Raw genomic sequence first — 6,443 nt, 5'->3', positions numbered from 1 at the left:
CTCATCGCGGCGGGTGCGGATCGTGGTAGCCGAGCACGTCCCGTCGGCGATCTTGGCGTAGGAGGCACCCAGCACCAGAACCCCGATGAGCTTGTCGAAGACGATCCGGTCAGCGACCCGGGGCCGGTGGCAGCCCAACGGGTGAGTATCGACCACGGGCGGGATAAGGACGCTGAACTGGGCCCACAAGGGCTCGATGATGGATGATGGCACGGCAGGCACGAGGACTCCTGGCAAACATCGGAATCTTGGTCGAAACCGTGTTTAACAGCCCTCGTGCCTGCACCCCCGCAACGCCACACCCCACACCTACCCGCGCGATCTCTTACAGGACACGCCCTAGATCCGTTCGGGTAGTGCTCGGGCGACGTTCACCGTGAGCTGCAAGCGCGATGCGTCATCGACCAGATTTCCGGCGAGGATGTCCTCCTCGGTAATGCGGGCGAGGTGGATTGAACGCTTCGTCATCCGCGAGTTGTCGTAGATCACGTAGAGGGTGCCGTCCTCGCCTTGGCAAGCGTCCGGGTAGGAGACATCTGCGCCGTCGTCCAGCAGTAGCGCGTGGGGCCACGTTGCACCATCGTCATCGCTGAGTAGAGCGGTGAGATTGGTGCGCCCGCGCCAGACCTTCACATTCCCTTGGGCGGCGACTTCCTCGCGGGACAGCGGTGCTTCGAAGTCCACATGGTTGATCATCAACAAGCGGCCAGAGGCGAGACGACTGACATGGAACCTCGAGCATGGCCCGGGGATGTGGCTCTTCCGCCCGGGCGACCATGTCCGACCGCCGTCGGTTGAGAACGACTCACCGATGCCGTCGTAGCAGCGCACCAGCATCCAGATGGAACCGTCCCGACGTTCGACCAGGACATGCTCGTCGAACTGTCGGTTGGGAACGTCAGCACTGCCACGGTAACTGACGGTATCTCCGTGGTCCGTGCTGACGTAGACATTCGAAAATCGCTCGTCCGCCATTTCCGGGTGGTCCTCGGTGGGGGTGTGATCGGACCAGATGGCGCAGGGAAACAGCCATTCTCCAGCCGATGTTGCTATCGGCTTGTTCATCATGATCCCGTTCGCAATCCGACGCGGCTCCGACCAGTCTGGTTGCTCAGAGTCGGCGTTGGAACTGACAATTGCCCACACTCCGCAACGGCCGTCAAAGAACTCCACGCTCTGGTTCCAGGTGATCCACAGACGGCCGAGCGGATCTCGCCAGAGGCAGGGGTCGTAGCAGCGCACGCTCGGGTCATCGTGTTCAATCACCATCTCGACGCTCCGCCAGCTGTCGCCACCGTCGTCCGAGGTACTGACGACGACGAAGTTCCCGCCCCGCTCCGTTTCCATTCCGCTGTACCAGGCGGCGTACAGGCGACCGGCGGTTGTCCGCTCAAGCGAGGCGATTCCCTGCCACAGGCGATAGTCGTCTTGGTAACGATCAGCTGTCGGCCGTCGCAACAGGCGGGGTGGTGTCATAGCAGGCATGGGTGTCCTCTCGCGATGTGTTCAGTTCAGTGCGTGAAAGAATTTTGAGTTGGCAGCAGCCCAGCTCAGGTACTCCGCAACCTGCTCTGCCAAAGGTCGCGGCTGCCAGCCCAGGCGGCCGCGAGCACGGGCGATGGAATAGATGGCGTGCTTCCCGAACTTCTTGTCCGGATCCATGTCGACGGTGGAGCTCGCCGACGTGGTCACGCTTGCGCCGAAAGCCCTGATCAGATCGGGGACGTCGGTTCGCTCCCCGGAGGCGAGGTGATAGGTACCAGCACAGGACTCGGTGTCGGTGCACAACATCCGCAGCGCTCTGGCAACGTCGACGGCACTGATCCAGTCTCCGCCAGCGCGCAGTGTCCGCTCGCTCACCTCAAGACTTGTGTTGGTAACCCGGGACGCGGCTAGGTGGAAGGGCAGCGACATCTGCGCACGACCGCTCGTCGGCCGCTCCATCGGTCCGAACACCATAGTGAAGCGCACGACAGGGATGTCGAGCCCGTACAGAGCCGCAAATCGTTGCGCGACCATTTCGGCGGCTACCTTGCTTACTCCATACATCTCGTCGGGTCGGGTCGGCGCATCTTCAGAGAGCGGCCCGGGAACGCAGTTTCCGGAGCCGTACACGGCGGCACTGGAGATATAGAGGACTCGGCGGACCGAGTCGGTTCGCCGGGCAGCATCTAGGACGTGCGAGGTGCCGAGAACATTGACGTCGACGTAACGGGTGGGATCGCTCCTCTCCCATTCCGGTACCTGGGTAACCGTCGCCCCGTGCACTACAACGTCCGGCCGCGCGTCGTGGATGCGCCGGTACACATGTTCACTGTCTCGGACGTCGACCACGTCGAAGTTCACCGCGTCGGTGTTGGCGATGAAACCGACGACTGCCGGGTCAGGCGCGGTCTGGTCGAGGAGGGTGAGGCGGTCTGCTGCTCCCGATGTGAGGAGCTCACGGGCGAGCACGCTCATCACGAATCCGGTTCCGCCGGTAATCAGGACATGCACGGGCGCTCCTCATCAGCGCTCGCGTTCCGGGAGGCGGCCATCGCTGACACTGCCTCCGGCACGGTGAGCACGTTGGTCAGACCGAGTCGAGCGGCAAGCACGGCGGCCTGGGGTGGTCGGATATTGGTCTGTTCAAGCACATCGGTTCGGCCGAATACTTCCCGAGGAGTGCCGTCGGCCAGAACGTGGCCGTGGCGCATGGCAACTACCCGCGAGGCATACTCGGCGACGAGCGCCATGTCGTGGGAGATGATCACCACAGTGCGTCCGGCCGCGTTGTACTGAGCGAGGAACTCCAGGATGATTCGGCCTTCGTCGGGGTCTTGGCCCGTGGTCGGCTCATCGATGACTGCCACTTCCGGTTCCATCACAAGAGTGGATGCGATGGCCAGACGCTGGCGTTGGCCCCGGCTCATCTGCACGGGGTTGGTCTCCTCGCATCCGGCAAGTCCGACGAGGGACAGCGTGCGAGCGATCCGCTGCTCTTGCTCGTTCGCCGGTGTCCGCATGTTGTTCAGCCCGAATGCGAGCTCTTCAGCACAGGTGTCGTGGAATATCTGTCGGTCTGGGTTCTGGAAGACGTAGCCGATGGTGCCGGCCAGTTGGTGCAACCGCAGCTTCCGTGTCTCAGACCGGGCCCCCTGGGCGCCTCGAACGAGCACACGGCCAGCTGCGTTGGTCGGCTTCAGCAATCCGTTGAAGTGTTTGGCGAGCGTCGTCTTGCCGGATCCGTTCTTGCCGATGATGGCCAGGAACTCTCCACGGTTGACAGTGAGGTCGATTCCGCGAAGCGCCTGGACATCCGGGGGATAGACGTGATGGACGTCGTGCAGTTCCAGAGCGGAGGTGGTCATTGCTGCACCTCCTCGGGCGCTGGCGCTCCGGTCCAGATAGCTACGGCCTCATCAACTCCGAGCGGTAGCTTCGTGCCCGGCCAGAGATCCATCATGTCGAGCTCCAGAGCCACGTCCACTACTTGTGGTCGGTAAGGAGAGTCTCCGCGGGTGAGGATCTCGCGCGGAGTGCCGACCGCACGCACATTTCCGCTGTCAAGGACCATGAGGCGATCGGCATACAGTGCGAGTTCTTCGATCTTGTGGTCAACGATCACCACTGTGACGCCTTCGTCGGCAAGTGTGCGTACTGCCTTCATGACACTTTCGGTGCCCGCCGGATCGAGTTCGGAGGTGGGTTCGTCAAGCAAGATGATCCTTGGGCTCAGGCAGTAGACAGCCGCCACCACCACGCGCTGCTTCTCACCGCCAGAGAGCGCATGGGTGAAGCGGTCCAGTAGCGGAGTGATGTCGAACAGCTCCGCCGCGCGATCGAGGCGCTGCTGCATCTCAGGGATGGGCACTCCGCGGTTCTCCATCCCCCAGGCGAGTTCCTCGCGGACCACCGTGTTGACGAGCTGAACTTCCGGGTCTTGCAGGACCAGGCCGACCTCGGCGGCGATGGCGGTGAGCGAACCGTAGTCGTCGATATCTCGGCCGAGTATGTTCACATCGCCACGGAATGCGGCATCGTGCTCATGGTGCGGGATCACACCTGCGAGCACTTGCAGCAGGGTGGATTTCCCGGCACCGGTAGCGCCCAGGATGCCTAGGATCTCCCCAGTGAAGACATCAAAACTGATGTCCTCGAGTGCGCGTCGCTCGGCACCGGAGTAGCGGAGTGTCAGACCCCTGGTTGTGATAGCTGGTGCTGTGGACATCGGACAGTCTCCTAGCGGACAGCGAGCGGGTTGGGCACTTGCCACTGGACGAGCACGGCCGCCACGACGACTAAGACCATGGTCAGCACGAGTGCCACGTCTCTTCCGTGGAAGTGAAGGGAGCGGAGGCACGTGCGAGGTCCCTTGAGTCCGTATCCGCGGAGCTCCATCGACAAGGAGATGTCGCCGCTGCGTTTCAACGAGCCCATCAGCATTGGGAACAGCATTCGCACGATTGCCTTGCCGCGACGAAATGGGTTCGGCGACGTGCCCTCGTCGGAGCCGCGGACCGACATGGCAGTAAGAAGAGTTCGGGCTTCGTCCTGCATCAGCGGGAGGAATCGGAACGCGAAGCTCGTCAGGTACGAGAACTTGTACGGCACGCCCAACCGGTTCAGCGCAAGGGAGATGTCTGATGGGCTGGTGGTGACTGAGAACCCGTAGAAACAGATTCCCATGGCCATCAGCCGCGTTCCCAGAGCCAGGCCCAGCAGGATGCCGTGACGGGAGAAGCCTACTGAGCCGAGACTGAACGCGGCGGGCCCGCCCTGAACCAAGGACTGCAGCAGGGTGAGCAGCGCTATGAGGGGCAATATGACCACGAGGGCTTTCCAGTAGGAACGCGGGGTCAGACCGGCTCCGATGGCCAGAGCAACGATCACGATCGCTGTAAGCGCAAGCAGCACGTCGAGTCGCGTGGTGCTCAGGGCCAGAGCCAGCACGACGAGGATGGTGAACAGCTTGGCTCGTGGATCGGAACGGTGGAAGAACGTGGAACCTGGGCGGTAGAGCATAAGAACGCCGTGCCTAGATGGTCTGCACGCTGTCGGCCTGATCGTTCTTCTTGATCAGACCTGTCTTCAACAGTCGACGCATGATGACGTAAGTGATGAAGCTGCCGACAAAGTAGCACGGCTGCACAATCAGGATCTGGACGGTGATGAAGTCCCAGGGCAGGTGCAGGATCACCCGATTGCCGACGCCGAACGTCAGCGCGTCGAATATGCCGCCGACCTGACCGATGAGGATGACTTCCCACAGGAGCAGACCACGGCCTTTTGCTTTCATGATCCAGACCAGGAGTGCGACCGGTACCGTGTGCGCTGCGTTGGTGAGGAACAGGAACGGCGCCATGGGCTGCGAAGCCGTCAGGTTGGAGATGATCGGGTTGATCCATGCTGTGATCAGCGCGCCGGTGAATCCGTAGAAGGCAGCTGACGGTACCCAGATGGCGCAGACCACAATGGCAGAAACGATGGGAATGCTGCCACCGGTGAGGGCCAGGTCGATGCGCTCGGTGATCTGCAGGATGACTGCCATGCAGAGCCCGAGGAACACGCAGGTGATGATCGTGCGAGTGTCTCTAGGAAGTGGCTGGAACTTCCAGTTTGGCAAAGTGGTCCACTTGCTGGTGTGTGCTGTCTGTTCAGACATGGTGATACCTCGTTGTATGGGTTGGTTCACGCTGGGCGCGTGACGGGGGTGTGGTGGGCGTGCCAGTGCTCGGCGATGTCGATGCGGCGTGCGACCCAGACGTCGTCCTTATCGGCGACGTAGTCGAGGAAGCGCAGCAGGTCGGCCGCGCGTCCTGGCCGACCGCTGATGCGATTGAACCGTACTGGGTTCGGTGGAGACTCCTGAGCTTTGAAGCGAGGATGGAGTCATGGCGAGCAAGCAGGTGGCTGGGCCGACGTCGCGTCGGTATAGCGAGGAGGAGAAGGCCGCTGCGGTGCGTATGGTGCGCACGTTGCGGGCCGAGCTGGGCACGTCTCGGGGCACGGTGAAACGGGTCGCCGACCAGCTGGGGTATGGGGCGGAGTCGGTGCGGACCTGGGTCAAGCAGGCCGATATCGACGATGGCCAGGCGCCGGGGGTGAGCACCGGGGAGTCCGAGCGGCTCAAGGTGCTGGAGCAGGAGAACCGGGAGCTGCGCCGAACCAACGAGATTCTGCGGCGGGCTGCCAGTTTCTTCGCGGCGGAGCTCGACCGCCCATCGAAGAGATAGTCGTATTCATCGAGGCGATCAAGGACGAGGTGGTGGCTGGTCGCCGGCTCGGGGTCGAGCCCATCTGCAGGGTGTTGCAGGTGGCTCCGAGCACGTACTACGCCGCCAAGACCCGCACCCCGTCAGCGCGGGCCGTGCGGGATGTCGAACTGCGGCCGATGCTGCGGGCGCTGTGGGAGGAGAACTACCGCGTCTACGGAGTGCGGAAACTGTGGAAGGCAGCTCACC

Annotated in this window: 6 protein-coding genes, 2 pseudogenes and 1 other annotated feature; of the genes and pseudogenes, 1 reads left to right on the top strand and 7 read right to left on the bottom strand. The window is 62.6% G+C overall.

All coding sequences use genetic code 11. The annotated features are described in order from the left end of the window. From K338_RS24130 to K338_RS0119255, 7 genes and pseudogenes are all read right to left on the bottom strand, one after another. A pseudogene (locus K338_RS24130) lies at positions 1-222 on the bottom strand (IS5/IS1182 family transposase); the annotation flags it as partial. Between the two features lie 117 nt (positions 223-339). Next, a complete protein-coding gene (locus K338_RS0119280; RefSeq protein ID WP_211218277.1) occupies positions 340-1,485 on the bottom strand; it encodes a sialidase family protein in 1,146 nt (381 codons plus the stop codon). Between the two features lie 21 nt (positions 1,486-1,506). Then, positions 1,507-2,496 carry an NAD-dependent epimerase/dehydratase family protein gene (locus K338_RS0119275; RefSeq protein ID WP_022919771.1) on the bottom strand — a complete coding sequence of 330 codons (990 nt, stop codon included), beginning with the start codon at positions 2,494-2,496 and terminating at the stop codon, positions 1,507-1,509. Then, positions 2,484-3,350 (bottom strand): energy-coupling factor ABC transporter ATP-binding protein, encoded by an 867-nt coding sequence (locus K338_RS0119270; RefSeq protein WP_040654488.1) that lies wholly within the window; start codon positions 3,348-3,350, stop codon positions 2,484-2,486. The genes K338_RS0119275 and K338_RS0119270 overlap by 13 nt, the downstream gene beginning before the upstream one ends. Further along, positions 3,347-4,210 carry an energy-coupling factor ABC transporter ATP-binding protein gene (locus K338_RS24125; RefSeq protein ID WP_051155015.1) on the bottom strand — a complete coding sequence of 288 codons (864 nt, stop codon included), beginning with the start codon at positions 4,208-4,210 and terminating at the stop codon, positions 3,347-3,349. The genes K338_RS0119270 and K338_RS24125 overlap by 4 nt, the downstream gene beginning before the upstream one ends. A gap of 11 nt (positions 4,211-4,221) precedes the next feature. Further along, positions 4,222-5,004, bottom strand: a complete 783-nt coding sequence (locus K338_RS0119260; RefSeq protein WP_022919770.1) for an energy-coupling factor transporter transmembrane component T family protein — start codon at positions 5,002-5,004, stop codon at positions 4,222-4,224. Positions 5,005-5,017: 13 nt separating this feature from the next. Continuing rightward, on the bottom strand, positions 5,018-5,644 hold the full coding sequence (locus tag K338_RS0119255; protein WP_040654487.1) for a hypothetical protein: 627 nt from the start codon (positions 5,642-5,644) through the stop codon (positions 5,018-5,020). Between the two features lie 229 nt (positions 5,645-5,873). Between K338_RS0119255 and K338_RS25370 the strand changes: the two are divergent. After that, positions 5,874-6,443, top strand: a pseudogene (locus tag K338_RS25370) (transposase); the annotation flags it as partial. After that, positions 6,170-6,304: a sequence feature (AL1L pseudoknot), on the top strand. (Overlaps the previous pseudogene by 135 nt.)

The organism is Ruania albidiflava DSM 18029, assembly GCF_000421225.1.
GTDB classification, from domain to species: domain Bacteria; phylum Actinomycetota; class Actinomycetes; order Actinomycetales; family Beutenbergiaceae; genus Ruania; species Ruania albidiflava.
This window is presented reverse-complemented; position numbering and strand designations above follow the sequence as displayed.

Bases quoted from the DNA above. Each gene is read 5' to 3' on its own strand.
- K338_RS0119280 (WP_211218277.1), bottom strand. From the start codon at position 1,485: ATGCCTGCTATGACACCACCCCGCCTGTTGCGACGGCCGACAGCTGAT.
- K338_RS24125 (WP_051155015.1), bottom strand. From the start codon at position 4,210: ATGTCCACAGCACCAGCTATCACAACCAGGGGTCTGACACTCCGCTAC.
- K338_RS0119270 (WP_040654488.1), bottom strand. From the start codon at position 3,350: ATGACCACCTCCGCTCTGGAACTGCACGACGTCCATCACGTCTATCCC.
- K338_RS0119260 (WP_022919770.1), bottom strand. From the start codon at position 5,004: ATGCTCTACCGCCCAGGTTCCACGTTCTTCCACCGTTCCGATCCACGA.
- K338_RS0119255 (WP_040654487.1), bottom strand. From the start codon at position 5,644: ATGTCTGAACAGACAGCACACACCAGCAAGTGGACCACTTTGCCAAAC.